Consider the following 25,593-nt stretch of genomic DNA (forward strand, 5'->3'; position numbering starts at 1 on the left):
CTTAAATTTTACTCAACTCACTTCTTCCATTCTATACAACTTTAGGTTGAACAAAGATTGGTTATTTTAAATCCCTTCGTTAATTTACATTGCCTTTAAGCATTCGTGAAAATGTACGGTTACAGACATAGAAACACGTTCTTGAGCTTTTTGACTGTAGAAATTTAAAATTTTCGCGTGCAATTCTTTAATGGAAAGAGAGGCATCGAGCTTCAGGGACTCTTTGGCAGCTCTATTTGATTATGTTACGATAAAAATAACGAAGAGGAGGGATAAGATGAAGAAAATCGTTGTCGGTATACCGATTGCCTTGTTCTCTGCTTTGATTCTGGTAATTGCTTGGGTTAATCTAGCTTCCGAAGAAAATGCTTCTGCAAAGAATACTTCGGCAGAAGCACCCATTATAGGAAATGCAAGAGAAAATATAGCAATTGCTTGGCATCACTGGAATGACGGAGCAATTGATGTAGAGAACATTGAAAAAGAAACTACTTTTATTGCGCTTAAATCGATTGGCAGTAGTGAAATGAAGAATTTAGGAATGGCCAAAGAATTTTCGGAACTCCAAGAGCTTACTGACATTATTAGCGGCAAGTATGGAAGACTTACGGATGACGAAAAACAAGTTCAATATAAGGAATTTGGAGATCAATTATACAAAATTCATAGCTCAATAAATTAAAGAGAAAGGAACCTGGATGGGTTCTTTTTTAATTTTCCTAACTAAAGCCCTTTATGACCGTTCGTAAAAGTACAGCCCTAGGAATAAAAAAGAGAAAGAACTTAACATGAAGTTCCTACTCTCAATAAATTTTGATGTATCAACTATGTTTTCAAATGCCGGCTTTAAACCTTATTAATATGCTTTTGAATATATCTTTTTTGAAAGTTCAATTCATTATTGTTCAAGCCAATTGAGATTGAAATTATGAACGTTATTTATTTTTAATCAGTTACAGCCAATTAATAGATTTTATAAGAAATTCAGAAGAGCGCTAATCCTTATTACAAGATTATCGCTCGCTGGCAAGCCATGCGGCACTTCATTTACAGCAAGTTTATTCTGGCAAATTCAACTGCCACGACACCCCAAATTGATCTACCAGCCACCCGAATTTTTTACTGAATCCATAGTTATCTATAGGCATAAGTGCCTTTCCATTTTTCATCATTTTATCGTATAAGCTGTCAATTTCCTCTTCCGTATCACACGTAAGATAGATGGAAAAAGACGGAGTAAACGTAAACTCATGGTCAACATGGCTGTCGATACACATGAACTCTTGACCTTTTAATGAGAAGACAGCTTGGAAAACTGTTCCTTCTTTACCTGGCCCTTCAGCTCCGTATCGAGTGATGTTTTTAATTTCTGAATCCTCGATGAGGGATGTGTAGTAATTCATAGCTTCTTCCGCCTTACCGCCTTGAAACATTAAAAATGGTGTGATGTTCTTCATATTTTCCTCCCCTATCTACTTGTAACTTTAATGGACTGTTTCAACTACTTTTAAATTCTGAAGATTTTTAAGTATTGGATATTCTTCCTGAAACCATATTTGTTTTTACTTTAACATACACCTAAAAAGCTTTTTATCTATTTTTCAATTCTTACTTCAATTGCTGTATCTATTTATGTTCTTTTTTACCTGGCCATTCTCTGGCATCCGCTTGAACTAATTGAAGCAATTTTCTTCGATGGCCTTCGAGTGCCCCAACCCTTTCTTCAAGACTCTCTTTAGAAACAATCGGCATACTTGCAGCTTGAATCTCAGTTAGATCAATACGAGGTGGAGAATCAGCTGCGGATCGGCTGGCCTCCCCTTTAAATGTATTTAAGTAGCTAATTATCCCTGCACGAACTTACTGCAGGAGGAGTTGATTAGGCACATACTTCTCCGGAATACCCATTTGCCAAATAGTTACTGCGTCATCCAATTGAGCTAGTACTGGAGCTATCGCTTTATTCGAATTCTCGCTATAGTAATATTGAAGAATCGGATAGGCCTTTTTTTGTTCAGCCAAAGTGGACAATTGGGCGGCAAATGTATTCAGCAATAAATCTGCGTTTCGAAAGTCTTTCCCATTCCATGAGTTTTTGATTATTTCTTTGCTGCTTTCTCCCATAGCGGTTACACTATCGGCAAAAGACCGTTGTTGGATAACCGAATTGATGACGGAAAGAATATAAGTGACACTCATCGTGATCAACAGCATGCCAGTTCCAGATGCGAGAATGGAAGCAATTTGCCATCCCCCTTCTTTCGGGCTGTATTCCCCGTTTCCTAACGTGATAATGGTATAACCAGCGTAATAAATTCTTTCCACCCAAGAAATCGGTTCGTTATCGGTTGAATCCGATATCGCGCTTTCACTTCCGGCAAAAACGAATGTCCAGCCCATCCATACCAATACTATCCATAAATTAATAGTCAAGGTCATGATAAGAGGACCGGAAAAGCTAAGAAGTTTCGGAACTTTTTTGCTCATTCATTTTAAACTCTTCCAGGTAAAAGTAGCTAACCGATCGGTTATAGGACCGGCTCCTCCATCTACCCATAAAGTGGTCCATAAAAAATCAATGATTCCTGCCGTTAACAGAAGAATCCCTATTAAAAAATAAAATATTTCCACACCTATTCCTCCGTTTCTTCTTTATTATTTACCTACCCTCTCTATCTCAATTTAGTAGGAAATTACTTAACAATTTTCTTTTCACAAGATTAAACGATTCATAAACGTGCATCTCTACGAATAAAAAAGGGAAGAAACCTTAATCGAGGTTTCTTCCCTTCTAATAACTCATCGATATATTAGCTTATTTTATAACAATCAACTAACATGTCCAAAAGCATTAATTTCAGAAATGATATTATTCCTTTTTATTTTCAACCCGATTTTTATACTTCCAAATACTTGATGTCACAATAATAGCCTTTTCCGCCTACATAAACTTTTTCTACCTTCTCCAGTTTATTGAGCGTTAATTTCACTATAATTTCAGATGGCAAATCCAAAGAATATCCTTGCTCGAATACATACTCTTCTTTCATTAAACGATGCTGTTCATATAGGTAACAAGCCAAGGCCGCATTTGAAGTTCCAGTTGCGGCTTCTTCATTGATATCGTACAGCGGAGCAAAGTTCCTGCAGACGATTCGATCTTCCTCAAAAGTATAGAGATGCGTACCAACTACCTGATAGGCCTTACTGATTTCTTTGATCTTTTCGAAATTTGGTTTCAGTGCCTGTAATTGAGCTTCACTTTTAATGGGAATAAGCATATCTTTTAAGCCTGTAGAGACGATTTGAATGGGGTATGCAGGATCTACAGTTTCCAAGTCAAAGCAGTCGATAAACTCTTCCGGAGGGATAACTTCATAGAACACCGGTTTGTTTTGTTCCATGAATATCATATTGCCTTTAATGGCAATAGACAGGATTCCACTGTTCGTTTCAATCGTATAATGCTCCTTATAAATCTTACGTAAATGCATTATTATCACAAAAGAACCGATCGTTGCATGACCACATAAATCAACGTGTTCTTTTGGTGTAAAATATTCCATTTTTTGAGCAGTCGTCAATGGCTTCTCCATAAATACGACGCCCGCTTTGTTTCCACCTTTACCGTCTTTACTAAACGCACTGGCAACATAAACAGGGATGTTCATCCGACACTCTCCTTTTTTATTTATAAGAAATCGTAGCATAGTAAGGGCTGCATTTCCTCTCGCTGCTTCTGAGAGATGATTGGATTCAAATTATTTGGCTTTACGTCACTTACGATCAAAAGAAAAAGATTAACTTTGAAGATGAATAGAACAGTTCGCAAAAGTACTCTTTTGCAAACTCGAATTAACTATTAAATTTTAATTCCTAACTTTGTCTAAGACAGCTCCGTTTATTATTTCCTTGCCGCCAGCCATCAAAATTCTTTATGCCTATGTTTGTATTGACATCCTTTAAAATTCGTCATATAGTAATGCTTGTAACTCAATTGAGAATAATTATCATTTTCAATTACATGAAATTTGAAATAGGAGGTTTTAGAATAAGATATTGTTCATCGAAGAGTTGGATATTAACTGAACCCATCTTTTGATTGTAAAACTCAACAATCGATTGAAATTCCGTTAAATACCTGTTCCTATGGCTATTTGGAAACAATAATGCAAAAGCCATTACTCAACCCGAGTAACGAAATATTGCGAATTTCGGCTGCAACCGAGCTGGATTCACGAAGAAGACATAACTAACAGGTAATACATACAACTTAATCAAAGGAGTCTAACCCACATGAAAAAACTATTTTTGCCCTTGTTCCTATTTATTTCTCTGCTAATTCTTGGAGCTTGCAATTCTGAAACAACTGCTAAGGAAGCGGAAAGTTCAACAGCTGACCAAACACCTGAAACCATTACATACGAATCGGAAAACGGACCTATCGACGTTCCTGCTGAGCCCAAACGTGTAGTCATGCTCTCTTCTTACACCGGTGACGTAATGTCTTTGGATATCCCTTTAATCGGAGTGACTTCATGGGCAAAAAACAACCCGCTTTAAAGAAGAGCTGGCAGATGTAGAAGAAGTAGCAGAAACAGATCTTGAAAAAATCATCGAATTGGACCCCGATTTAATCATTGGCGCTTCCACAACAAACAACATCGATAAATTGAAAGAAATCGCACCAACCGTTACATTCACTTACGGCAAATTGAGCTACCTGGATCAGCATTTGGAAATTGGCAAGCTCTTGAATAAAGAAGAAGAAGCAAAAACGTGGATTGAAGATTTCCAAAAACGTGCTCAGGAAGCTGGAGAAGAAATCCGCGCTGAGATTGGCGAAGATTCAACCGTGTCCGTTATTGAAAACTTCGATAAGCAAATCTATGTATTCGGAGACAATTGGGGACGCGGCACAGAAATCCTTTATCAGGAAATGAAGTTGAAGATGCCTGAAAAAGTTAAAGAAATGGCGTTGGCGGACGGATATTATGCATTGTCTCAAGAAGTACTCCCTGAGTACATGGGCGATTACGTCATCTTCAGCAAAGATAGTTCACAAGACAACTCCTTCCAGGAAACAGATCTTTACAAAAACACACCTGCCGCTCAAAATGGCCAGATCTTTGAAGCGGATGCAACAGAATTTTACTTTAATGATCCAATTTCATTGGAACATCAATTGGCATTCTTTATTGAAAAGTTTTTAGGAAAGTAAAAATGGTGAAATCTTTTTTTAAAGCTCAGCCTTAACTGGTGGAAAGCTATAAAAATGTTTGTTTACTACCTAAGCAAAGCTATCGAAATGGTAGCTATCAAAAAGTATCAAAAAGCGGGATTCTGATATAAGAATCCCGCTTTTTCTTTTAGAAAGAAAATAATGATTAGTGAACTCTAAATTTTCCTTTCCAATTCTATTCCTCTTATACCTACTGTTGTTCTTGTTCACTCCAAATGTCTTGTAATCCACCTGAATAACGATATCTCCCCGAGAAAGCGGCGGCTACCCAATGCATCCTTCTTTTGCATCACTGAAGACTTTGAGTTCCAATGCTCCGTTTTGCAGCAGGAGTTACCTTTAGCTAGAACAGTCCTTTTAAATGCCCTCTTCAGATAATTCTTTTAAAGTCGAAATGACAACATCTGGCCGGTCCAAATGTATCGAATGCCCAGAGTTCTTCGCAAACTTAACTTCACTTCTGTTTGACAGTTTTCCCTGCTCCACTATTAATTGCTCCCACAGGCTTTCTAACATCAAAAGTTCCGACTCAGGCAGTCCTCTGCCGACGCCTTGTTGGATTACATGATTTTTATCGCGTCCAATAGCAACTAACGGAATATTACCCACAGTCCCGAGATTTTTGATTGTTTTAGCATCAAGTTTAAAGTGTTCAAATTCAGACAGCATGGCCTTATACAAGTTCGGCTTTTGCCGAAACAGGATTAATCGCTTTTGTATATGCAAAGGCAGCTTCTTCTGGTTTTCGGTCAAGTTGGGATGAATGATTTTTCTGGCTTGTTCTTCAGTCATGCTTGCATAGTTTTGATAAAGCTCTCGCCAATTATTAGATGTATTTCCCATTAATCCTGGAAGTTCAAGCTCATCCAGTCTCTCCAAATCTTCAGAAGTAGAATCGATTAATAATATGGCTTTTACTCTGTCAGGATAAAGTTTCGAAAAATGCTGTGCGCATAAGCCCCCATATGAATGGCCCACCAAAATAACTGGAATCTTAATTTCCAACTTATCCATTAATTGCTTCATCTCTTCGGCATTAGCAGTTGTTGTTCGTTTTTCTTCGCCTATTGCACTTTCTCCTGATCCTGGACGGTGAAACATAAAAATTCGATTCGATTTACTTAGGATTTCTGTCACCTCGAACCATTCTTCAAACGAACAGCCCATTCCCGGTAAAATTAGGATAGGTACACCGCTTTCGCCTTTTTGTTCTACTTCAATTTTCCGTTCATTAATGGTGATAAATCGACTCATAGTTTTCGCTCCTTAATAGATCATTCAGCCATCATCACAGTACAGGGCCTAGGGAAATCTTTAAATGCCTGGACCCGCATGAACGGGCTGTAAACGAATTCTTATTCAATGAAAAGGATTAGCAGCTTTTTTATTGTAAGGAAAAACCTTGTGTTCTTCTCCTATTTCTCACTTTCAAACGCTGATTTGAAATCGGAAAATGAAGTGAATTCTTTTTCCGCCAAATCCAAATGCCCTTTATGCCCTTGCTTTTGTGAAAAGTATTCTGCTCCATTTTATTGTTATCACTGGTTAAAAAATAGTTGGCTACAAATATACGTGATTCACCAGCGGTTAGGGTGTTTTTCTTTATCGTATTTAATTCTGCATCATGCTGCACCAACAACTGTCCCCCACCCAATTTCTTAGTGTCATTTTGATCCAGTATATTTTGCGAGATTAAGGAATTCCGAGTTCCTCCACGGTCTTCGTCATATCCACCAATTGATATTCCTGTAAAATAGTTCTCATAAATATGGTTATTTACTATGGCAATGTTTTCAGCATATTTTCCTTTGTGTTCGGACGTCGCTTCGATGCCGATATCACTGTGATGTACAGTATTTTCTTCAATTCTAATGTTTCTTCCTCCGTCTACATAAATCCCTCCCGCATTATACTCTTTACCGTATGCGGGATTATCATAAGTGGATATGTCGTGGACAGTGTTCCTGTTAACGACTCCATTACGTGCAAAATCAAGTGTTTTATTCGAAGCTACACCTTCAAAACCAATTAAATCAATTCCGATGTTATCATTATGGCGCAAAATGTTTTGACTTATATTGAAGCCGTTGACATTTCCATTTAAAACAAGTGCTTCGCTAAATCCAAGCTTCAAGTTCTCCAGTATATTGTTTATTACTGTAATGTTTTTTGTCGGGCCAGTTCCGTATACAGCAATCCCATGAGCATTCCCATTTTCTGCATGAGTTTCGATCTGCCGAACAAGATTGTCTTTCAATGTAATATCATTACTAGAGCCCGTCACTAAAATCCCCATAACCGTTTCATTTTCTAACTTGGTCTTTAAGTCTTTTATAATCAGCCCTTCAATAGTTACATGGCTTTTACTTTCAATTGTAACAACAGCCGTATCTCCTTCTTCACTTTTTGCATCTTCTCCGCTGAGAACGACCTTTTCTTTACTGTATGGCTTAAAAACAATCGGTTTTGAGGATTTGCCATCGTGCTGCACTATGAGCTTTTCCTTATATACGCCTTCACGGATATAAACTGTTGTTCCTGCTGAAGCGGCAGATGATGCTTTTTGAAGAGTACGGTATGGTTCTGCTTTTGACCCAATATTTTCATCATTTCCATTGATTGCTACATATATTTCCTCCTGCTTCCCCTCATTTACATAAAAAATAATGGAAAACAGAATACCTATTATCATTCCACAGATCAATAATGTTTTTTTCATGCCCATCTCCAAATTATTTAGAATTTTAATCGAACGTTGCATCTGATTTCATTCATTCAAAACTTAGCCCTTTACGATTATCCGTTAAATCTTCATCTGAACTTAAAACAGCTCTTTTTTAGCAACATTTCGAACTGCCGGACGGGGATACTGCTCAATGGAAAGTTGATGCTGCTGACACCTGTTTCCGGCTGTCTAAGGATGCGTTCCTTGTAAGGATGGGCCGTTCTGTACCTGTAAAACTATCTCAAGTTACTTTCCGTCTCTTAATTTCCATTAGAAGGAGGTGACATATCATTGAAGTTAATAAAGTAAATTAAGTTGTCGGTCCACTCACCAAATTCAAAAATAAACCCTTCTCTTTTGCATTCGAATTTCATCCCAGCACTCTCGGCTAATTTCATGGAAGCGGTATTATCAACGTTAATATGGGCTTCAATCCGATGAAACTTTAAATCCTTATGAGCAATAGTAAGAGCTGCTTTGACAGCTTCCTTGCCATACCCCCTTCTCCAGTGCTGATTATGAATCGTATAGCCAATCCGCCCCCATTGAAAATCCAGTCGTTCCAATGTAGAAAAATCGATCATGCCGATATGTCTGTTATCAGATTTGCGGAATATACCAAAAATATAAGCAATATTGATATGTAAACTTTAAATTATGAAGTACCTTTAGCATAACGATTTTGAATCGCTATTTTCACTCTGTGGATAGTTAATCATTAAATTTCTGACAGATAATTTTGATATAAAATTAGAAAATATTGTGTAAAATGTGATTCTTCTAACGAAAATAGTTCCAAATTATAGATTACTAAATTCTGTTCCAATTATTAGCAGATATGCTATTCCTAACATGGCGATGTTTGATATGGTACCTATAAAAACATACCAGAGTTCTTTGGAGGCCAAAGCAAATATTATTCCTAATATCGAAATTAAACCAATTATAATTGCATCTGTTTCATCATCTATTGGTAGAAAGAAGAAAATCACACTTGTTACTGCTGCAATTAATGATAAATATCCTAACATATTTCTTTTATTTTTCTTCGTAACAATTTCCTCCTCCCAAAATAGAAAATGTTTGTTTATAATTTTTCACTGTTTCTATTAATAGTTGTAACTTATCTATACTTTGTCACTAGTGTTGCATTAATTGATTTTGAAGATTAGGAATTCATAAAACATTCAAAAACCGATGAAAACCAAAAGAAAAAGTCCTTTATAATGGAAAGGTCAGGTAGTTCCTGTCCAAATCCAATAAAAAGGACTCACGCATGGACAAGAATACACGAAAAACTTCATTTGGTAAATGGCTTCACGCCATTAATTTTGAGAAATTCAACGAAAACGTGAAAATTCACGGGCAAGACCGGTACACGAAAAAACTGACGACACAGGCGTATACGCTGCTGATGCTGCACGCGCAATTGACCGAGGCGGATAGTCTTCATGCGCTTGAAGCAGCGTTAACGAACGCCGATTTTCAGCAGGCGGTTGGCGTGAAGTCCATCAGTGTGTCGCAGCTTTCCCGTAAAAACAACAAGTTGGATCCAGCGATTCTGTCGAATCTTTTCCAGCAGCTGGTCAGCCAGATTGCCGCGCAAAAGCGAGCGCCGAAAAAGGGCATGTTGTTAAAAATCATTGATTCCACGACACTTCCTTTGAATGTGAACCATTTCAACTGGGCGGAATTCCGAAAAACCAAAGCGGGGATCAAACTGCATCTGCGACTGGTTTACGATGAATACGGAACGCATTATCCGGACAAAGAAGTCATGACCCATGCCAAGGAATCCGATCGCAATCAGCTGGAAGTGCTGGTGGACGACAAGGAAGCCATGTATGTTTTTGACCGCGGCTATATCGACTATGAACGCTTTGATACCTTCACAGATGACGGCATCTTTTTCGTTTCCCGATTGAAAAACAAAGCCGTCATCCATTCAGTCGAAACATTTGAACTTCCGGAAGAAAGCGATGCTGTTTCCGATTCGATGGCATTCGTGGGAAACGCCACCAATTGTACAGAAAATGTCTTCCGAATTATCGTTCTCCCAGATGGAAAAGGCGATGTGTTGCGTCTGATCACCAACCGCTTCGATATTTCCGTAGAGGAAATCAGTGATATTTACCGGAACCGTTGGGCCATCGAACTGTTCTTCAAATGGCTTAAGCAGCACGTGAAAATCAAGCATTTTTATGGTCAAAGCGAAAACGCCGTGAAAAACCAGGTGTACCTTGCTTTGATTGCCTACTGCTTGAACGTGCTTGTTCAAATGGACACGAACAGTAGAGTGTCGATCTTACGAATTTCGCGTGTACTGGTCGCCAACCTTTGGAAAAATCCCCAGTACTGGCTTCGGAAAATCGGAAGTGAAAAGGTTCCGTAACAAGCTGTTCTGTCATTGTCGCCTCTGCCGAAATGTATAAATTTACCAAATGGACAGTGCTACCTTTATTCGGGTGCTTCCCTTTTTGGCAAAAATAATTGAAACGTTGTGACTGAATATTTCGTCATTATTTATGCAACACTAGTGATACTTTGTAAACGAATTAAATTTGTCATTCTTTAAACTTGTAGATCAACAGATTAATTCGACGAACCCGCAGATAAAAAAGCGCAAGTGGGTCACAGTAGTTGAAACGTGTATTGGACGTACACAATTTCTCTAATCACTCGTTTATCCCTCTAGTTTTTGATCCAGTTCATACTTCTGACGCAAATGATGACGAAAATGCATTGCCACAAGATCAAGCCACTCCTGTGCATTCAACCACCCAAGCCCACCGTGTTTGACTTTGTAATTTGGGTTGATCTTCTCTACCTTCATTTTCACTTCGCTCATTCTTTTCATTAACTGATCCAGCTCCAAGATTAAATCTTCTTTCTTTTTTTCATTATTCGGTGAAGCATTAAGTTCAGGAGGCAATTCGATTTTAATGGGTGGAAATCCGCCAATATTAAATAAGTATGCTCCAAATGTTGTTTTATCCCGAGGGTTTTCTTCACATGCTAAACTGCAAGCTTCAGCACTATCCAGATACTCATGTGCTACGACTATTAAATGGTCGTACATTTGGCCTATGGACCAGACTCCGGGGTCCGGAATATACCTGATTTGCTCCAGTGAATAATCTTGCAAAAAACTTTTATATGTTTCAATCAATTTTAGGTCGTTCAAAATCATTCCCCCCTTCCTTTAGTTTTTTATCGCGGCTCTTCCGTCATGAATCTCATTTAAAGTTTCCTTTTCCAGGGTCTGGATTTAATGGCACTGAAGAATGTTCGTGGACTATAAGCCAAGATTCATTCACTTTTTTCAATCCAAAAGTGAACCGATTGGTCATTTGCCGAATTTTCTCTTCAACGTTATCTTTAAAGGCAGCATACTTAACTGCACAATGAACAAAAGCAACATCATTGTTTTCCAGAATAGCTACGTCGTTAAAATCTACATTCAGTAAATAGCCGCCCTCATTCAATTCATTAAACCAGCCTACTACATTCTGGCGCCACAAAGAGATTCCTTTACACTCCCAATTTTCCCAACAATCGTAAATGTATACATCGTCCGCATAAGCAGCTAAAAATTTTTCTACATCTTTTTCATGAACAGCATCTTTGTAATTTTTAAGCATGTCCTCAACTTTAAGAATTCCATTCGCCATCAAATCATCTCCTTAATAAAGGTAGTTCTATCAGAAATAAAGGAAAGTTTCTTTAAACATATTGCATGTACTTCCGATTAGGTTGGTGTATGTTGGGTTCGTTTCGTAGTTTTATAGCCCACTTGCTCTCGAGCAGGTCATTAAGCTGACTCATTAATCGTTTTTAAAGTAATGAACAGGACGAACCTCGATACGCCACCCTAACTTTTCGCCTTCCTTTACTTGTGTCGTCGGATGAATAGAGGCTATTTGGATCGCCTCTTCCATATTCTCAGCTTCAAAAACGAATACACTGCCAATGAGCTCTTTCGTTTCTGTGAACGGCCCATCTGTTACGATGACTTTATCTTTTACACGCTGCAAATTTTTGGTTTCTGACTCCAGACCGGCATCAAGCAGTACCTTACCACTCTTATAAAATTTCTCAATATGCGGTTGGCATTCTTCCATCACTGCCTCAATCTCTTCCGTCGGGCGTGCATTCATTTTTTCAGGGTTGAAGTACCCCATACATAAAAACTGCATGATCATCTCTCCTTAATTACTCATTTTTTGTTTCTACTAATACAACGATCAGCAAATTGAAAAATCGACAAAACCAATTTTTATTCCATACAATCTCTAACTTGTTTCAATAGCAATTTTTGTTCTTGAACATTTTGCGTTAACAAAGAAGCCCGCTGAAATTCTTCCATCGCTTCCCTCTTTCTTCCGAGCTTTAAAAGAAAATTACCTTTTACACTTGGAAGTAAACGAATGAATTTCGATTTTATCGACATTCTTTTTGAAATTTTGTCTTAAAATTTTATACTTTCTCTAAGTTAGCGTTTGTAAAAGTACACTTCTACGAACAAAGAGAGGAGAAACTTCAATTTCGTTTAGTTTCTAATCGAGACAATGGGATTCTGATTTTGAATGTAACTTATTTAATGTGGATTTTTTTGAATGTAACTTAACTACACTTAAGTTACATTCACTTCGCTAGATATTGGTTTTCTTTCTTAGCTTATAAAACATCTATTAGAATTCTCCTACCATTCCCGCCATTCTTCTGTAAGATCTTCCTCTGTCTCTAAGCCAGCACTTTGCGCTTTTTCCAGGATGAACTCCACAAGTTCTTCCCCGCTCCAGTGTTTCGATAAAAAAATCGGATTCCTCATTTAAGGCATTCAGACGAAACACGGTTTCCTGTACAATCCGAATGAGTTCTTCTTCACTTGGATCCTGAAGGTGAAAAATGTCTTCGCTATACTTCTGGAGTACTTTCTCTGTTGCGGCTATATTTTCTTCTGTAAACAAGTCGTCGTCTTCTTCATCCATCCGGATTTTCCAAGCTTCAGTAGGCAACGGCTGCTCCAGCTGATTTGTGTTTTGGTGAACCCGTTCAGTGGCTCGCGGTAAAGATTGCTCGATCAAAGAAGGGCCGTCATCGGACCGATCCTTTTCGATCAGCTTGTGCGAATAATGTTTCTTATTCGTAAAATACGCGTAGTCCAGCTGGAGGCACGGGGAGACGTCTCCATCTTCTACAGTGGAATCCCAAAATCTCACGCCCTTTAAATGAGGAAGCTGCGTTATAAAACGGATGGATGGAATCGTTCCACAATTGTTTAAAGCCAAATATTCAAGCGACTGGACCTTGCCGATTGGCGAAAAATCCGCTATTTTTTTCGCAGACTCGATGTCAAGATCCTTCAAATTTCCCGACAGCTGCTGGATCGCGCTGATGTCCCCCAAGTTTCTCATTCTGAACAATCCTAGCCGATGCAGCTTCTTCAATCCTTGGATCTCCTCCAGGGAAATAATATTGGAGTTGATGAGTTCGAGATCTTCGAGCGCTTTCATCTCTGTAAATTCCTTCAGGTCTTTCCCTTTTGGTTTATAGCCCCAGATCCGTATTTTTTTCAAGTGAATCAGGCTGTCGAGGGCTGCGGCTTTAGGAGGCAGTGTGCCGTTAATCTCTTCCACTCCCGTTAATTGGCTAAAATCGATTGACAAGGAAGGGGCTGTATCATTGATTGACAAAAATTTAAGCCCCTTCAAATGATAGAGTCCACTTACATTCTTTACATACGGACCTTGCAGCAAAAAAGATTCGATGCTTGGACATTCACGAAGGAAATCGATCTGGGATTCTTCGTAGTAATCGGTCACCTTTACCCTTTTGATTTGGTGTGTCTGGATATACTGAATCGATTCTTGTACATTATATTTGCCGATTAATACGGTGATTCCATCCTCGTCGTTTCTTATACGAAGTTTACTTTGTTCCATAGTTCCTCCTCAGTTACCTCATATTAATAAAATTAAAACCGTTATGCTTAATATACGGAAAACTAAACACATTAGCTAGATATGCCTGTAAATAAGAACTTTCGCAAAAGTACACATATACATATAAAAAGGGGAAGCATTGCATATCAGCAACGCTTCCCTTTTTATGTTATATGGTTAAAATAACGGCTGCATTTTACAATCCCTCGTATGTAAATCTGTGTCCCTTTGAACTTCTCTACTTCAAGCGTGGGCACTCATCTTTCGAATGTATCTTTTCGCTGGTAACTTATCGCCGAATTTTTATGAATCAATCAGAAAAATCCCTGAGAAGTACGTCTAATTCTGCTTCACTGTAAATCTTGCCATCGCTTGTGAACTTTTCGATTTCGATCGTTCCTTCATCTGAAAACTCGATTTCCCACCTTTCGCCTGGCACCGCTACTTCCACCATAATAGCTTCTGCTCTTACTTTATTCAATTTATAGTAAATCTGGTTCTCTTCGAGTAGATTCAGAAATTCGTTTAGTTTCATCAGGCTCCTCCATATGAAAATTCAATCGGTTTTTATTTGTCCCTCGCTATGACTTGATACAGTGCCACTTCCCGATCCGTAATGGAGATGAAATGATTGATTTCGGATGGATCCAACCCTCTGACGGTTCCTTGAATAGTTCCGAGCAACAACGGTTCCTGTTTGCCGATTTGCCATTCATACAATTTTGGAGCAGCACCATATGGGTTGAAAAAGTAGGCGTACATCCCTTTAACACAAATTGCATCAGCGCCGTGCAGCATTGCCGGAACGGGATAAGAGCGGAAAGTCCGCTCTTTCGGATTCACTTCCACCAGCGGAAATCGGTGTATGGGAACAGCCAAGCCGTAGATGCACTCCCCGTGCAGATCGCATAACAGTCAGCAATACCAGGCTGTTCCACTAAATCAGAGTGATAGCGGAATAGGAGTTGTCCAGTCTTGTCAAAAAGGACCAGTCCTTCGGTCGAAATACCGCTTCCGAAAACGCCTTCATCAAAATAGCTGATCCAGATCCCTTCGCTTCCGACGGCTATTTCTTGGATCGATTCACCTCCATGAAAAGAGTGGAGAAGATTACCCGCCAAATCAATAATAAATACATTTACGTTGTCTTCTTCCTGTTCATACGTGGCTACTAGGAGATGAAGGTTATCCACCCAGCGGATCCGAGATAAGCTATGTTCAGTAAAGTCCACCCCTATCTCAACCCCCTTTACTTGAATAAAGGTCTTTTTCTTTTTCCGAGAAAGAAGGGCCAGTCCGTACTTATCTTTCCAGTCCGCATCAACGGTTTCTACTGATCGCTCCTGTTGAGAAGTTTCTATAAAAATGGTTTTTTTAGTTAGTTCAGACCTCAAAGAAACACCTCATAATTCAACTATCGTAGTTGCATCCTTTTTTCCTTTAATATACCCAGTCAACGCAGTGAAAGCCAAATTCTAAGTAGAAAAAATATTCTTTCAATTGTACTTAAACGAAAAACAAGGAAAGAAGCTATGCCTTTCACTTCGCTCCTTTCCATAATCGGATGGTACGTAATACATATATCCATTTATAAGTTCCATCCTTAAAGCATTAAAAAACCGACTATTGAATATACCCTTTTCCTTTTTATCATTCTTAGAAGCTCGCTGGAATAATAATTGTGAATGCAGTATTAAGTTACATTCACATCTAATAGGAATTCTCGAAAATTGGTTCCTAAAAGTTAGTACCTCGGAGGGTAGATTTTGCCAGTATCCATATCTAAGACAAAATCAACTTCTATATCCTCTGAATACGGAATTTGATCAAAGTTATGAAGCCGTCAAAACACATTGGCAAAGTCACGAGTCTCAAAAGTTAATTGGCCTGCTTGTCGATACATTTGCCTCAATTGCTGCTTGGAGCATTTTTCACCAGCCAATAAAATAAGGCTTGGTTGAAGTAACCTTCAATTTCAATAATCATCATGATCACGGCTGATTGCTAAACAGCTATATAACTTAAATTTTCAATACTTCCCTTTTTCCTATGTTACTGAAATTAAGATAAATCAAGTACTTCGAATCTAACCTAATTGCCATTAAGTTACATTCAGAATTCTTAAAAAATATTATTTATTTCAGTTATACTAAAGACAATTATTATCTTTTTTAAAAAAAATTGTCCTAAGCTAGTCCAAACTAGTAATTTTTAAGTTAACTACTCTTTGTATGAGAAAGGGGGAACGTTGGTATGTCAAGACTAGATAATTCCCGATGGAAAATGAGTATGGCTGGCTTTACTGCGTTTGTTTTAGCTACTATTTTCTTCTTAATAACGGGGCCTAATATACCTGGAATACTTGGCTTTTTAATATCCGCAATAGTATTGTTCATTCTAAATGCTATTTATGTTTTATATGCATACAAGAAATCAGGAAACACAAAAAAATCAAATATAGACTAACTGTGAGACATTTGTTTTCCTTAATTTTGAATGTAACTTAATTCACAATATGTTACATTCAGTTCTTTAAGTATTGAGTGAAACTAGTTTTTGAGAAGTTCTTGTAGGAAAGAAGAACTGGAATCATTTAAAACTCCTAGTTTCTTTTGGTTTTCTTCATCATTTAACAGTATCGAATATCCTTCTGAATCATCTACTAAGATATCGTATCTCACTAATCTTTCAGGCTGTCCACTATATATGTCGTGTAAAAAAGTAATGGTCATATTTTTATTAGTTGCTAGCTCAGTACTGTCCTGCCACTCTACTTCTTCTACTAAATCGTAAAGTTCCTTTAATTCTTCCTCATCGCTTATGAACTTTTCCTCAATTTCTTGCCCACTTCCGTCAAAAGTTTGTATTATTGCGCTTTCAAGATTTCGGTAGCTGGGATTAGAACTACAACCACTGATCAATACCAATAGAAAAAGGATTAAAATTTTTTTCATGATTGCCATAGTCAAATATCCTCCTCTAATTTTCTGTTCAAGATATCCTACGTTTTTCGACAGGTCTTCGATTCATTTTCTAGAAAATAGAACCGAATGTAACTTAACTGCACATAAGTTACATTCAAAATCGCTAAAATCAAAAGGTTTACGATACTCTTGTTTCCGAAGGATTAGAGGTGAATTTATCATGCATTCTCAAAACGATTCCACATGCTAACACGGTTGCTAAAAACGAACCAGCATACAAAAAGGGAGAAGATGCAGAACCGAAAGCGACTTCATTTGACAGATTTTCTGCATTAGCCCAGGCGGCCTCCCAATCTGGTTTATTATTCACCGTTTTTATGTATCCTACCGTCATCGTACTCATGAAAAAAATACCATGGATAGCAGTTGCTCCTAGTAGAGATTTCGAAATAATATTCATCCTGGCTACCCCCCTATTTTTCTGAATTTTAACATATCAGCGCCTAGTGGTTTTATTGGTTCCAGATCCTCGCCTATAAAACTAAGGTGTCTTTTTTTGGTGCTATCGTTTTAGATTCGCTTTCTAGCTTCTGTAAGGACGATTCTTGTGAATCCAGCTCTGGTTTTTCGCGCATTGATACAGCTAGTTGCTTCTGATTCTCTTCTATCCAATCCAGTTTATGCCTCATTTCTTCTAAGATTTCCACAAATAAAAAGTCATGTTTTCGCATCTCTTCTTTCAGACTTTGGTTCTCTTCTGCAAGACCTTCCATTTTTTCGAGATAACGGCTGTCATGACATTGTCATGGCGCCGCGAGGGTGTACTTAATGACGCCGTTTTTTGGCGTTACGGTAGATGCACCTTTTGAACCTTCAACAGTTTCTTTGACATCATTCTCCTAATTATAAATAATGCATATATTCTATGGGTCTCCTTTTCCGATGTGTGAAGCTTATATTCCCCTGATCATGCACACTCCTTCCATGAAACATTTATGATTTATTTTAATATGAGAAAAGTATTCTCAACCAGACTGGGTGCTGTTTGGAATGCCCCGCCTGGCCAAAAGACTTTTACTTTTTCTCCTTCTTTGAAAGAAGAGGTGTTGGTTACTTTATTTAACAAGGCGGTTTCAAATATGATTCCTTCTGAATCAGCGGCTTTTGCCTCCAATAGTTTAGCAATATTGCTTCCACCATCTATTTCTTTTTCTTCAAGTTCAATAACCCATAGGGATGAATCTTTAGAAGAATAAACATATCCTTCGATACTTTCTTGAGTATTCACCCAAAGAATTATACCGGTAACCAGTAACATCAACGTAAGTACTATGATGATCATTTTTTTCATTGATCTTCCTCCTTAAGGTTCATTATTTGGGTTTCTCTTTTCTTATAATTCCGTAATATACTTTAATGAACTAATGGCAATTATACCCTATAATTTCAAATTTTTATTTTTGTATAGGCTGTCAGTTAAAAGTTGTTTCGATACAGTTTCTGTTTTATCTGCCTTCTTCTATTCTTTTGGATAAAACCTTATAAAGCCTTCTTTCAAATGTATCATTTTCCATTAAGAGCAGTTTCGTTTTCTAGTGGTATCAATAACAAGGAAGTTCTGAATTTAATTTAATAGCGATTACCTCATCTTCAGGTCTACTAATGAGAAGAAAACTGTTCGTAAAAGTACAGTTTCTCAAACGAAAAAGAAAAGGAACTTCATTTGAAGTTCCCTCTTTCGATAAGGAGCTGATATGTAAACTATTTGTTTCAATGGATCGGTTCTACCCTGACCACTTTACATTTGTAGCAGTAGAAGAAATTGAATACCATTTCTCCAAATAAAAAGGGCAGCACGGAGATTAATTTACCTTCAGTCGAATCTTCCCCTAGTGATGCAATATAATCCATGTCTTTAGTGCAAGATATGCAAGATATCTTTTCCATTTCTCCGAAATCGTTTAAGCGTCCACCGAAAACACGAGCGATGTAGTTCGCCCCTAATTGATCGAAAACTTCATACACCTTTTCCTCACTGGACTTGACAGAAAGAATTTCTTTTTTGGCTAGTGGCAGTAAGTGAATCGGGATTTCCGGAAGGGGCGAAGGTAATCTGTCCTCTTCCTCCATAAACCACTTCTCCTCGTCGAATTGTTGCAAATTCAAGATGCGGTTCTCGGCCACTTCATAATACTGAGTGTCCCAACAACCTGAACAATTTAAACAATTAGCTAATGGTAATCTTGAAAGTCCTTGTCCAATATCTTTGAAGATAGGATCTTCTAGATCGAAGACAAGTAGAACCTGCACCGGAAGCCCGCAAGTCGGACAAGGAAGGGTTTGAATTGAATTTCCACCGAAAAAATGTGCGTACTTTCCTTCCCCTTCAATCACTTTATATCCTTTATTCTGTAATTTTTTATTCATTGTATTTTCTCCTCTTTATCCATTGAATAAAACTCTAAATCGAATTGGCCTGTAATTCCCTTAGTTGTCAGACTTGTTCCTCTAAATATACTTAACCATTCATTAAATAGCCAGCTGATTTTTTTAGTAATTAAAGCGTTCGTAAAAGTACATGTTTACAAAAAAAGAGGAAGAGAAATAGCTCTAGTTGAGCATCCTCTCTTCCTCTCCATTTATATCGATTCGTCTTCTTGCTTCCGGTAATTAGTCATATGTAAACTCGCTAAAAATGATTTAAATTTCAAATAAATCAGATATTTAAGTTGCATTTCTCTTAAATTCATCATATAGTTTCACAAAGGAAACATTTTATCCTACAGGAAACTAAGCACTAGTCATCCATCTCGAAAAGGAGGAGTGCGTCATGATTGAGGTGAAGGTCAAGCCGGCGGAGTCCGAGTACAAATCGTTCGAGGAAATCACCGCTTATCGGAAACAGCATCACAAAGTACTGGTTTTTCTTGGACCTGCTTTCATTGCCGGCGTCGCTTACATCGATCCGGGGAATTTTGCCACGAACATCACGGCGGGTTCGAAATACGGCTATCTCTTGCTGTGGGTCGTGCTGGCATCCAATTTAATGGCCATTCTGATTCAGTCTTTATCGGCCAAACTGGGCATTGCTACAGGGCTGAATCTTCCGGAAGTGTCAGCGGGAAAATCTGCCCAAACCGGTATCTTTCGGTCTATGGATTCAAGGCGAACTGGTCGTCATGGCAACTGATCTGGCCGAATTTATCGGGGCGGCTTTGGGGTTATATCTCTTGTTCGGCATTCCGTTGTTTCCGGCAGCATTGATCGCTGCTGTCGGTTCTTTTGCCATTCTGGAGCTGCAGCGAAGAGGGGTGCGCCAGCTGGAAGCCGGAATTGCGGGAATGGTACTGATTGTGGTCCTCGCTTTTGGGCTGCAGATGGTTTTTGCGCAACCGGAACCGTCTTCGATTTTCAAGGGGCTGTTCACACCCCAATTCCAAGGCGTGGATAGTGTCATGTTGGCCGCCGGTATCCTCGGGGCCACTGTTATGCCGCATGCTATCTACCTGCATTCCGCTCTAACGCAAAAACGCGTCATCGGGAAAACGGAAATCGAACGAAAACAGATTTTCCGCTATGAATTTTTTGATGTGTTGATAGCCATGATCATTGCAGGCGCAGTAAACGCCAGTATGCTGATTGTTGCGGCTTCCCTTTTCTTTGGCAATGGCCTGCTCGTCGAAGACTTGGATGTGGCTTTCAACCAGTTTGGCGAGATCATCGGCCCGTTTTCCGCCATCTTGTTTGGGGTTGCCTTGCTGGCGTCCGGATTGGCGAGTTCTTCCGTTGGGACCAAAACCGGCGACATCATCATGCAGGGGTATATCAAACGCCGAATCCCGCTTTATGTGAGAAGAGCCATTACGATGATTCCGCCGCTGGCCATTATCGCGTTGGGCGTCAATCCGACAGCTGCGTTGGTGTTAAGCCAGGTCATCCTGTCTTTCGGCATTCCGTTTGCCTTGGTTCCCCTGATCATTTTCACCAGTAACCGAAAAATCATGGGTAGCTTGGTGAACCATTGGCTGACAAAGTTCCTTGCTTGGGCCATTGCCTCGGTCATCATTGTCCTGAATCTGTTCCTGCTGTACCAAACGCTCCAGATGCTGTTTTAAGAAGAACTTCCGTTACTAGAGGCAAAAGAGTAATCCTTTGTATGGGGGAAGGAATTTTCATCAATATGACATAAAGATGAATTGATTTTAAACAAACCTGTACTACAGTTAAACTTGGGCATGTCCTGTATCAGTTCGCAAAGCTTTTGCTGGTATCTCTTCTGATGCAGTTGCCTTGATGAATGTTTCAATAGTTCATCATGAAAAGAGGAGGTAACAACATGACGGGAAAGAAAAACGACCAAAAGGATTGGTCTTCTGCTATTGGGTTTCTCTTTTATAGCGGTGCCCTGCTCATTTGGTCCATATACGATTTCATAGCAGCGGATCAGATTGGCTGGCAAATGCCCATCCTCTTTATTGGATTGGCACTTTTTCTCTGGTTAAAGGTATACAAGCATCAAAAGAGCGTGAAGGCGTCTCTGGCAGCCAGACATTAAAGAATATGGATTCAATAAAAAGCGCTTCACTCTCGAAAATGTGAAGCGCTTTTGCATATTCTTATGATTAAATGGGTTTGATCTGTTCCATGTAACTTTGGATGTCTTCTTCCGACATTTCCCCGGTGATGATCTTTTCGATGTTGCCTTCGGCATTCACCAGAAGTGTCGTCGGCAGCGGGATGATGTTATAAGCTTCCATGACGCTCTTGTTCTTATCAATGACAATCGGGAACGTCAGATCACGCTGTTCGGCATATTGCTTCACTTCAAAATCCGATTGCGCGATGTTGACGGCCAAGATCTGGACCCCCTGGTCCTTGTAGACCTGGTACTGCCTTTCCATCAGCGGAAATTCCTTTTCGCATGGTTTGCACCACGTTCCCCAGAAATTGACGAATACCCCCTGCCCTTTATAGTCAGACAGCTGATGCTCTTCCCCGTTCAAATCCGTCAACTTAAAGTCCGGCGCCGGATCTCCCACCTGGAGCACTTCCCGGTTCTCCTTGGTGGCATTGTTGTAGAGTGTAAACCCGATTGCCCCGGCGAGAACCAGCAAGATGGCGGTTCTCATGAAAAAGCGGTTCTTCTTCTTTGTCGCCAAGCCACATTCCTCCCTTTCTTTTCATCTATTCCACTTGTACGGTTAGAATCCCGTGAATCCGCCCGTGAACTGCGACAGGTATGCGATGACATCCGTCATCATATCAAAATACAGCATGACGCCCATGAGGACCATCAAGCCCCCACCAATCGACATGAACTGGGCACTCCGTTTTTTCAGGAAGGTCATCTTCTCGATAAAGAACGACATCAAGAGGAACGGAATCGCAAAGCCCAAAACATAAAACAGCATATACAAGAGCCCTCGGCTCGGATCGGCGATGCCCATCGCCATGACCGCAGCAAGGATCGGGCCGGTGCACGGCGTCCATCCGGCGGCGAAACCCAGTCCGATTACCACGGAGCCCGTATAGCCCGAAGGCCGCTTCTGGAAATGGACTTTCTTATCCGAAAGCAGGAAATCGAATTTCAGGACGCCGGTCAGCACCAAACCGAAAAATACCATCAAGATGGCGCCCAATTGGCGCAACAGGTCGGCGTTCTCAAAAAAGAAAGCACCGATAAACGAAGTTGATAAGCCAAGCGCCAGAAAAATGATGGAAAATCCGAATAAAAACAGCACGGTATGAATCAGCGCACTCTTTTTCATCGCGCCTTTCCCCGTTTTCAGCTCATTGACCGAGACACCTGTGATGTAGGACAAAAAAGCCGGATACAGTGGAAGCGCGCAAGGCGACAGGAACGATAACAGCCCGGCGCCGAACGCCAGCACTAAACTTACTTCTGCCATAGAAAGAACTCCTTTTGAATGACGCTCATTTATTTACGTCATCCTATTGTAGAATACGGTATATTAATTGGTTTTTTTCTTCACAATCAACAGCACCATCGCAATCGTAATCATCAGAAAAGCAATGAGTGCAAGGAAGGGGATGGTGATGAACCCCAACCAGTTGATGTACTCCGCGCTACAGGGAACCCCACTCACACAGGGACGGATGCCGCCGAATCCCGGAATTTTCTGTTCCATGTAGTGCATGGCCGAGATGCTGCCGCCGATAAGGGCCAACGGCAGGACGTAACGGGCAATCTTCCAATCGTTCTGGAATGTTGCGATCCCTAAAATCACTACGAGGGGATACATGAAGATTCGTTGGAACCAGCACAGGTCACATGGAATGAAGCCTTTGATTTCACTGAAGTACAGGCTGCCGAGCGTTGCCAATAATGAAACGAACCAGGCTCCATAAAGCCAAAAACCACTCTTGTCAGATTGCTTGTGGGTCTCTTCCATCAGTTTGCCTCCGCTAATGCTTCATCGATAAGCGCTTTGATGGCGTCGTAATCAAACGGATCTTCCAGAGTCTGGCCATTGACGACGATTGTTGGCGTCATCGACACGCCGTGCTCCTCTACCAACGCCTTGTCCACTTCGACTTTATCCATGGTCTCTTGCTTTTCCATGTCCGCTTTCAGCTTTTCTGGATCAATGGCTGGGAATTGAGAAGCCACTTCCAAGGTTTTTTCCGGCGTCAGCCAAGTCCCATCGTGATTTTCAGTCGGCTGTTCCGCAAATAAGGCTTTGTGGAAATCCCAGTAGGATTCCGGGTTTTGTTCATAGACCGCTTCGGCTGCCAATGAGCCCACAACCGATTCATTGCCATGGAACAGGACATTGATATAGGCGAATTTCACATCGCCCGTGTCGACATAGTCTGCCACCAGCTGCGGGTACACCATTTCTCCCCACGCTTTACAAGAAGGGCACTTGAAGTCCCCGAATTCCACGATTGTGACTGGTGCATCGCTTTCGCCAAGCGTCGGTTGGCCCGTGATGTCCACTTTTGCGGTTTCCACAGACGAGGCACTTTGCTGGTTCGTCAAGACCACGATGGCTGCGAGAACCACGACTGCTGCCAATGTCAGGATTACCGCTAGCTTCATCCCCGATTGTTTCTTCTTATTTTTCTGATTCATAAAATCCCTCTTTTCTATGGTGATCTATTGATTAAATGCTTGTCATCAATCCCAAGTACATCGCTAAGACACAACATAAACTCATGACTAGCGAAACGCGTGCCGGCATCTTTTGCTTGAAGCAATACACAACCAGGAAGCCGAACACGGCTGCCACGAGTAAAAATAACATACTTAACAGATTAAACCCGAACTGCAAGGTCATGGCCGAATCGATCTGGCCGGAATAGAAATAATCGAAGATTTTCGAGGGGCCGCTGCTCCGTAAATAGGTCTCAATGGAATGGGGCGGCTCCTGCTGTCCCAAAACCCCCGTCGTAATGAAAATCAGCAGCAAGATAACACTTTCCGCCTTTGCCCAAGGCAGCGGGTTGATGCCGCTGCCGCGCTGCAGTTTCCGCCGAATCCAAACCCCGTTGATGAGGGCAAAAAGCAGAACCGGAAGAACCATCAAATGCTTCAGCAACAACGCTTGCCCATAAGGCATCATCCACGTTTCCTGATATTCCGTCAGTTCGACGGCCAGGGTCATGATGAAGAGGCCGGAACCGATCACTAACGCCAAACAGCTCAGGGCTACTGGCGTGTACCACTTCAAGAAGGGCAGCCAGTTCTGCTGGGACGTGGAAAACCAGCTGACGACCAGCAACAGGCCGACCCAGACCGTGACAGCCGCAAAATGAAGGGTATGGAAAACCAGCCCGCTCCAATCGTTCAGAGAAGCAGAATGGCTCGCCCAGCCTAAGGCGACCAGCAGAACTGCCGTAAATGCCAGAGCTGCCGAAATGAAGGCCTTTCGCTCCAATACCGGAATTACAGAAACAAATAGATAGAAAAAGAGCGATACGATAATGGTCAATGTCCAGGCTTTCCCTACTGCAAATTCTCCGATCACGTTCCGAATCGTCAGCAGCAACCCGATGTCTTCATATAAAAACAGGATCACGCGAACTACGGGTGCAGCAGACAACAGGACGATCCCCAGAATCGACACCTGCAGCACCCGTTTGGATAGCTTCAAAGGCGGCTTCAGGTGAGGCGGAACTAAATGGATGAGCAAGGTGCCGATTAGTAGCGAAAAACAAAGATAAAGCAACGCTTCCGTTAAGTACACCCCAATCATCTAGTTCGCCCTTCTCTTCGCCGTCCAGATTAAAGTACAGGCTGCCACCACGATTAGTACCATGAGTACCAGCACTAAGGTGTATGAGGATCCCGCTTCTTCTTCTGGTTGTGCCTGCACTTCCTGCACTGTCTCTACAGGCGCTTCCGTCTCTTTTGGAACATCCGGTACTGCTGTTTCCGCACCCGTTTTTAAAGTGAACGCATAGGAGCCTTCAATAGGATGGCCATCTGCCCCGATAATATTCCAGTTGACTGTGTATTCCCCGTCTGCCATCGCAGCCCCGAGTGTCCCAACCATTGTGTCGTTCTCGACTGAGACTCCGAGTGGAATTTCCATTCCCTCAGCATCTTTAACGGTGAATGAGCTGGCTTTCTCTAACTCGGTATTGAATGCCAGCACCATTTCCTGCAGCTCTTCGGTCACAACCTCCCCTTCAGCGGGTGTGCTGCTTTCGAGTCCAGTATGAGCAAAGGCGCTTGGTCCGGACAGTAAGAAGACCAATAACGTCAATGCGATAATCTTTTTCATGATTTTG

At 40.5% G+C, this 25,593-nt stretch carries 26 protein-coding genes and 4 pseudogenes; 6 read left to right on the top strand and 24 right to left on the bottom strand.

Features of this window, described 5'->3' with window-relative positions; genetic code table 11:
• The first annotated feature begins 277 nt into the window (after positions 1-277).
• On the top strand, positions 278-682 hold the full coding sequence (locus tag L0M13_RS09190; protein ID WP_235199217.1) for a hypothetical protein: 405 nt from the start codon (positions 278-280) through the stop codon (positions 680-682).
• A gap of 376 nt (positions 683-1,058) precedes the next feature.
• On the opposite strand, the gene L0M13_RS09195 is transcribed toward L0M13_RS09190, so the two are convergent.
• The 3 genes from L0M13_RS09195 to L0M13_RS09205 form a co-directional block, all read right to left on the bottom strand.
• The gene (locus L0M13_RS09195) at positions 1,059-1,457 is read right to left on the bottom strand and encodes a VOC family protein (protein ID WP_235199218.1); all 399 of its coding nucleotides are present in this window, start codon (positions 1,455-1,457) and stop codon (positions 1,059-1,061) included.
• Positions 1,458-1,860: 403 nt separating this feature from the next.
• The gene (locus L0M13_RS09200; RefSeq protein WP_235199219.1) at positions 1,861-2,487 is read right to left on the bottom strand and encodes a potassium channel family protein; all 627 of its coding nucleotides are present in this window, start codon (positions 2,485-2,487) and stop codon (positions 1,861-1,863) included.
• Between the two features lie 410 nt (positions 2,488-2,897).
• A complete protein-coding gene (locus L0M13_RS09205; protein WP_235199220.1) occupies positions 2,898-3,671 on the bottom strand; it encodes a PhzF family phenazine biosynthesis protein in 774 nt (257 codons plus the stop codon).
• 625 nt (positions 3,672-4,296) lie between these two features.
• Here L0M13_RS09205 and L0M13_RS09210 point away from each other — a divergent pair.
• Positions 4,297-5,221, top strand: a pseudogene (locus tag L0M13_RS09210) (iron-hydroxamate ABC transporter substrate-binding protein).
• Positions 5,222-5,599: 378 nt separating this feature from the next.
• Here the strand turns inward: L0M13_RS09210 and L0M13_RS09215 are convergent.
• The 3 genes and pseudogenes from L0M13_RS09215 to L0M13_RS09225 form a co-directional block, all read right to left on the bottom strand.
• The gene (locus tag L0M13_RS09215; RefSeq protein ID WP_235199221.1) at positions 5,600-6,496 is read right to left on the bottom strand and encodes an alpha/beta hydrolase; all 897 of its coding nucleotides are present in this window, start codon (positions 6,494-6,496) and stop codon (positions 5,600-5,602) included.
• Between the two features lie 130 nt (positions 6,497-6,626).
• A complete protein-coding gene (locus L0M13_RS09220; RefSeq protein ID WP_235199222.1) occupies positions 6,627-7,961 on the bottom strand; it encodes a right-handed parallel beta-helix repeat-containing protein in 1,335 nt (444 codons plus the stop codon).
• Positions 7,962-8,227: 266 nt separating this feature from the next.
• A pseudogene (locus L0M13_RS09225) lies at positions 8,228-8,596 on the bottom strand (GNAT family N-acetyltransferase); the annotation flags it as partial.
• 647 nt (positions 8,597-9,243) lie between these two features.
• Here L0M13_RS09225 and L0M13_RS09230 point away from each other — a divergent pair.
• Positions 9,244-10,359, top strand: coding sequence for an IS4 family transposase (locus L0M13_RS09230; RefSeq protein ID WP_235199223.1), 1,116 nt, complete (start codon positions 9,244-9,246; stop codon positions 10,357-10,359).
• A 291-nt stretch (positions 10,360-10,650) separates the two neighbouring features.
• Here L0M13_RS09230 and L0M13_RS09235 read toward each other — a convergent pair whose 3' ends face one another.
• The 7 genes and pseudogenes from L0M13_RS09235 to L0M13_RS09265 form a co-directional block, all read right to left on the bottom strand.
• Positions 10,651-11,151: a DinB family protein gene (locus L0M13_RS09235; protein WP_235199224.1), complete on the bottom strand. Its 501-nt coding sequence runs from the start codon at positions 11,149-11,151 to the stop codon at positions 10,651-10,653.
• A 52-nt stretch (positions 11,152-11,203) separates the two neighbouring features.
• Positions 11,204-11,638 carry a YybH family protein gene (locus L0M13_RS09240; RefSeq protein WP_235199225.1) on the bottom strand — a complete coding sequence of 145 codons (435 nt, stop codon included), beginning with the start codon at positions 11,636-11,638 and terminating at the stop codon, positions 11,204-11,206.
• Positions 11,639-11,791: 153 nt separating this feature from the next.
• Positions 11,792-12,163, bottom strand: a complete 372-nt coding sequence (locus L0M13_RS09245) for a YciI family protein (RefSeq protein WP_235199226.1) — start codon at positions 12,161-12,163, stop codon at positions 11,792-11,794.
• Positions 12,164-12,669: 506 nt separating this feature from the next.
• Positions 12,670-12,958: pseudogene (locus L0M13_RS18565) on the bottom strand (hypothetical protein).
• Positions 12,959-14,222: 1,264 nt separating this feature from the next.
• Complete coding sequence (locus L0M13_RS09255; RefSeq protein ID WP_235199228.1) at positions 14,223-14,447, bottom strand: hypothetical protein; 225 nt, start codon at positions 14,445-14,447, stop codon at positions 14,223-14,225.
• A gap of 32 nt (positions 14,448-14,479) precedes the next feature.
• Complete coding sequence (locus tag L0M13_RS09260; RefSeq protein WP_235196232.1) at positions 14,480-14,791, bottom strand: hypothetical protein; 312 nt, start codon at positions 14,789-14,791, stop codon at positions 14,480-14,482.
• Complete coding sequence (locus tag L0M13_RS09265; RefSeq protein WP_235196233.1) at positions 14,752-15,144, bottom strand: hypothetical protein; 393 nt, start codon at positions 15,142-15,144, stop codon at positions 14,752-14,754. The genes L0M13_RS09260 and L0M13_RS09265 overlap by 40 nt, the downstream gene beginning before the upstream one ends.
• A 1,021-nt stretch (positions 15,145-16,165) precedes the next feature.
• Here L0M13_RS09265 and L0M13_RS09270 point away from each other — a divergent pair.
• Positions 16,166-16,378 (top strand): hypothetical protein, encoded by a 213-nt coding sequence (locus L0M13_RS09270; protein ID WP_235196234.1) that lies wholly within the window; start codon positions 16,166-16,168, stop codon positions 16,376-16,378.
• 83 nt (positions 16,379-16,461) lie between these two features.
• Here the strand turns inward: L0M13_RS09270 and L0M13_RS09275 are convergent, their stop codons facing one another.
• The 5 genes from L0M13_RS09275 to L0M13_RS09295 form a co-directional block, all read right to left on the bottom strand.
• Positions 16,462-16,875, bottom strand: coding sequence for a hypothetical protein (locus L0M13_RS09275; RefSeq protein WP_235196235.1), 414 nt, complete (start codon positions 16,873-16,875; stop codon positions 16,462-16,464).
• Between the two features lie 139 nt (positions 16,876-17,014).
• Positions 17,015-17,296 carry a hypothetical protein gene (locus L0M13_RS09280; RefSeq protein ID WP_235196236.1) on the bottom strand — a complete coding sequence of 94 codons (282 nt, stop codon included), beginning with the start codon at positions 17,294-17,296 and terminating at the stop codon, positions 17,015-17,017.
• A 73-nt stretch (positions 17,297-17,369) separates the two neighbouring features.
• Complete coding sequence (locus tag L0M13_RS09285; protein ID WP_235196237.1) at positions 17,370-17,609, bottom strand: hypothetical protein; 240 nt, start codon at positions 17,607-17,609, stop codon at positions 17,370-17,372.
• Positions 17,610-17,836: 227 nt separating this feature from the next.
• Entirely contained in the window at positions 17,837-18,187 is a 351-nt protein-coding gene (locus tag L0M13_RS09290; protein ID WP_235196238.1) for a DUF3221 domain-containing protein, read from the bottom strand.
• Positions 18,188-18,606: 419 nt separating this feature from the next.
• Complete coding sequence (locus tag L0M13_RS09295) at positions 18,607-19,263, bottom strand: hypothetical protein (protein ID WP_235196239.1); 657 nt, start codon at positions 19,261-19,263, stop codon at positions 18,607-18,609.
• A gap of 484 nt (positions 19,264-19,747) precedes the next feature.
• On the opposite strand from L0M13_RS09295, the pseudogene L0M13_RS09300 reads away from it, so the two are divergent.
• Positions 19,748-20,951 (top strand): annotated as a pseudogene (locus tag L0M13_RS09300) (Nramp family divalent metal transporter); the annotation flags it as partial.
• Between the two features lie 221 nt (positions 20,952-21,172).
• The gene (locus L0M13_RS09305) at positions 21,173-21,391 is read left to right on the top strand and encodes a hypothetical protein (protein ID WP_235196240.1); all 219 of its coding nucleotides are present in this window, start codon (positions 21,173-21,175) and stop codon (positions 21,389-21,391) included.
• A gap of 67 nt (positions 21,392-21,458) precedes the next feature.
• On the opposite strand, the gene resA is transcribed toward L0M13_RS09305, so the two are convergent.
• The 6 genes from resA to L0M13_RS09335 all read right to left on the bottom strand — a co-directional run bounded on the left by resA (position 21,459) and on the right by L0M13_RS09335 (position 25,586).
• Positions 21,459-21,995 carry a thiol-disulfide oxidoreductase ResA gene (resA, locus tag L0M13_RS09310; protein WP_176295239.1) on the bottom strand — a complete coding sequence of 179 codons (537 nt, stop codon included), beginning with the start codon at positions 21,993-21,995 and terminating at the stop codon, positions 21,459-21,461.
• 42 nt (positions 21,996-22,037) lie between these two features.
• Entirely contained in the window at positions 22,038-22,745 is a 708-nt protein-coding gene (locus L0M13_RS09315; protein WP_235196241.1) for a cytochrome c biogenesis CcdA family protein, read from the bottom strand.
• 63 nt (positions 22,746-22,808) lie between these two features.
• Positions 22,809-23,249, bottom strand: coding sequence for a disulfide oxidoreductase (locus L0M13_RS09320; RefSeq protein WP_235196242.1), 441 nt, complete (start codon positions 23,247-23,249; stop codon positions 22,809-22,811).
• On the bottom strand, positions 23,249-23,932 hold the full coding sequence (locus L0M13_RS09325) for a DsbA family protein (RefSeq protein ID WP_235196243.1): 684 nt from the start codon (positions 23,930-23,932) through the stop codon (positions 23,249-23,251). Before L0M13_RS09325 ends, L0M13_RS09320 begins: the two co-directional genes overlap by 1 nt.
• 31 nt (positions 23,933-23,963) lie before the next feature.
• Positions 23,964-25,055 carry a copper resistance D family protein gene (locus L0M13_RS09330; RefSeq protein WP_235196244.1) on the bottom strand — a complete coding sequence of 364 codons (1,092 nt, stop codon included), beginning with the start codon at positions 25,053-25,055 and terminating at the stop codon, positions 23,964-23,966.
• Positions 25,056-25,586: a copper resistance CopC family protein gene (locus tag L0M13_RS09335; protein ID WP_235196245.1), complete on the bottom strand. Its 531-nt coding sequence runs from the start codon at positions 25,584-25,586 to the stop codon at positions 25,056-25,058.
• Between the last annotated feature and the right edge of the window lie 7 nt (positions 25,587-25,593).

Source organism: Planococcus sp. 107-1 (assembly GCF_021513255.1).
Classification (GTDB): domain Bacteria; phylum Bacillota; class Bacilli; order Bacillales_A; family Planococcaceae; genus Planococcus.

What these genes read in the sequence shown, in the direction of transcription:
- L0M13_RS09190 (WP_235199217.1), top strand. Translation starts at nt 278, where the DNA reads ATGAAGAAAATCGTTGTCGGTATACCGATTGCCTTGTTCTCTGCTTTG.
- L0M13_RS09195 (WP_235199218.1), bottom strand. Translation starts at nt 1,457, where the DNA reads ATGAAGAACATCACACCATTTTTAATGTTTCAAGGCGGTAAGGCGGAA.
- L0M13_RS09200 (WP_235199219.1), bottom strand. Translation starts at nt 2,487, where the DNA reads ATGAGCAAAAAAGTTCCGAAACTTCTTAGCTTTTCCGGTCCTCTTATC.
- L0M13_RS09205 (WP_235199220.1), bottom strand. Translation starts at nt 3,671, where the DNA reads ATGAACATCCCTGTTTATGTTGCCAGTGCGTTTAGTAAAGACGGTAAA.
- L0M13_RS09215 (WP_235199221.1), bottom strand. Translation starts at nt 6,496, where the DNA reads ATGAGTCGATTTATCACCATTAATGAACGGAAAATTGAAGTAGAACAA.
- L0M13_RS09220 (WP_235199222.1), bottom strand. Translation starts at nt 7,961, where the DNA reads ATGAAAAAAACATTATTGATCTGTGGAATGATAATAGGTATTCTGTTT.
- L0M13_RS09230 (WP_235199223.1), top strand. Translation starts at nt 9,244, where the DNA reads ATGGACAAGAATACACGAAAAACTTCATTTGGTAAATGGCTTCACGCC.
- L0M13_RS09240 (WP_235199225.1), bottom strand. Translation starts at nt 11,638, where the DNA reads ATGGCGAATGGAATTCTTAAAGTTGAGGACATGCTTAAAAATTACAAA.
- L0M13_RS09245 (WP_235199226.1), bottom strand. Translation starts at nt 12,163, where the DNA reads ATGCAGTTTTTATGTATGGGGTACTTCAACCCTGAAAAAATGAATGCA.
- L0M13_RS09255 (WP_235199228.1), bottom strand. Translation starts at nt 14,447, where the DNA reads ATGAAACTAAACGAATTTCTGAATCTACTCGAAGAGAACCAGATTTAC.
- L0M13_RS09270 (WP_235196234.1), top strand. Translation starts at nt 16,166, where the DNA reads ATGTCAAGACTAGATAATTCCCGATGGAAAATGAGTATGGCTGGCTTT.
- L0M13_RS09275 (WP_235196235.1), bottom strand. Translation starts at nt 16,875, where the DNA reads ATGGCAATCATGAAAAAAATTTTAATCCTTTTTCTATTGGTATTGATC.
- L0M13_RS09280 (WP_235196236.1), bottom strand. Translation starts at nt 17,296, where the DNA reads ATGAATATTATTTCGAAATCTCTACTAGGAGCAACTGCTATCCATGGT.
- L0M13_RS09285 (WP_235196237.1), bottom strand. Translation starts at nt 17,609, where the DNA reads ATGGAAGGTCTTGCAGAAGAGAACCAAAGTCTGAAAGAAGAGATGCGA.
- L0M13_RS09290 (WP_235196238.1), bottom strand. Translation starts at nt 18,187, where the DNA reads ATGAAAAAAATGATCATCATAGTACTTACGTTGATGTTACTGGTTACC.
- L0M13_RS09295 (WP_235196239.1), bottom strand. Translation starts at nt 19,263, where the DNA reads ATGAATAAAAAATTACAGAATAAAGGATATAAAGTGATTGAAGGGGAA.
- L0M13_RS09305 (WP_235196240.1), top strand. Translation starts at nt 21,173, where the DNA reads ATGACGGGAAAGAAAAACGACCAAAAGGATTGGTCTTCTGCTATTGGG.
- L0M13_RS09315 (WP_235196241.1), bottom strand. Translation starts at nt 22,745, where the DNA reads ATGGCAGAAGTAAGTTTAGTGCTGGCGTTCGGCGCCGGGCTGTTATCG.
- L0M13_RS09320 (WP_235196242.1), bottom strand. Translation starts at nt 23,249, where the DNA reads ATGGAAGAGACCCACAAGCAATCTGACAAGAGTGGTTTTTGGCTTTAT.
- L0M13_RS09325 (WP_235196243.1), bottom strand. Translation starts at nt 23,932, where the DNA reads ATGAATCAGAAAAATAAGAAGAAACAATCGGGGATGAAGCTAGCGGTA.
- L0M13_RS09330 (WP_235196244.1), bottom strand. Translation starts at nt 25,055, where the DNA reads ATGATTGGGGTGTACTTAACGGAAGCGTTGCTTTATCTTTGTTTTTCG.
- L0M13_RS09335 (WP_235196245.1), bottom strand. Translation starts at nt 25,586, where the DNA reads ATGAAAAAGATTATCGCATTGACGTTATTGGTCTTCTTACTGTCCGGA.